Source organism: Nesterenkonia sp. F (assembly GCF_000220985.1).
Taxonomy (GTDB): domain Bacteria; phylum Actinomycetota; class Actinomycetes; order Actinomycetales; family Micrococcaceae; genus Nesterenkonia.
Window position 1 is genome coordinate 1 of sequence record NZ_AFRW01000107.1, and the last position, 1,157, is coordinate 1,157.

Annotated in this window: 1 protein-coding gene; it reads left to right on the plus strand. The window is 65.5% G+C overall.

Going from position 1 to position 1,157, the window contains the following annotated elements:
• Positions 1-133 precede the first annotated feature (133 nt).
• Positions 134-1,157 (plus strand): IS481 family transposase (locus GU5_RS0109075; protein WP_033228090.1); only part of this gene is annotated, 1,024 nt, incomplete at its 3' end.

The following is a 1,157-nucleotide window of genomic DNA, read 5'->3' on the forward strand; positions in this document are numbered from 1 at the left end:
AGCTAGGTGTTGCGGGGCCTGACGTTGTTTACGGCACCGACGGGATGAGCGAAGAAAGAGGAGCAGGCCCTCTGCGCTGCATGATGGGTAATCGCGAAAGAACCGTCATGAGCGAAAGCGAGCCTGCTCCTCGATGTCCCACGATAACGCGCCACTGACTCCAGAAGGGCGACTCCGCCTCATCGACCGCATCCAGAACGGACGACCGCTGGCCCACGTCGCTGCTGAAGCCGGAGTCTCGAGAGCCTGTCTGTCGAAATGGCACCAGCGCTACCAGCACCACGGCGAAGACGGCCTCCACGATCGCTCATCACGGCCGCAGGCATCGCCGGACACCACCCCGGACTGGGTGGTGGAGCTGATCGAGACCTGGCGCCGGGAGTATAAGTGGGCGGCCTCCCGCATCGCCGTCGAGCTTCAGAGCGAGCACGGCTTCGGCATCCACCCGCGCACCGTGGGCCGCTGGTTCAAGCGCCTGGGGATCAACAGGCGCCGCCACCTCGACCCGGGCGGCGAGTCGGCCCGGCAGCCCGGCACGATCACCGCCACCGCCCCTGGAGCGATGGTGCACCTGGATGTGAAGAAAGCCGGCCGGATCCCCGACGGCGGCGGCTGGTTCGCCCACGGCCGAGACTCCGAGGCCGCCCGTGCCGCTGATCGGTCGAAGAGCGCCGCGAAGAGTCAGGGCCACAACATCGGCGGCTACACCTGCCTGTACTCCGCAGTCGATGGATACACCCGCCTCGCCTACACCGAGGTGATGCCGGACGAGAAGGCCGCCACTGCGGTGGAGTTCGTGAACAAGGCCAGAGCATTCTTCGCCGCTGAGGGGATCACGCGGCTTCGCAGGGTGGTCACCGATAACGGGGTGAACTTCGCCGCCGGAGACTTCACCCAGGCGGTGAACAACCTCGGTGGGATCCATCAGCGGATCAGGCCCTACACGCCGCGGCATAACGGCAAGGTCGAGCGATATCAGCGGATCCTGGCCGATGAATGCCTCTACGCGAGGACCTATGACTCCGAGTCGGCCAGAGAAGAAGCGACGAAGGTCTGGGTTCAGCACTACAATCATCACCGACCCCACTCAGCTGCAGGCGGTCAAGCTCCTGCCAGTCTCGTCCCGGGGCGCGTCACCAACGTCCTGCCCTCCTACA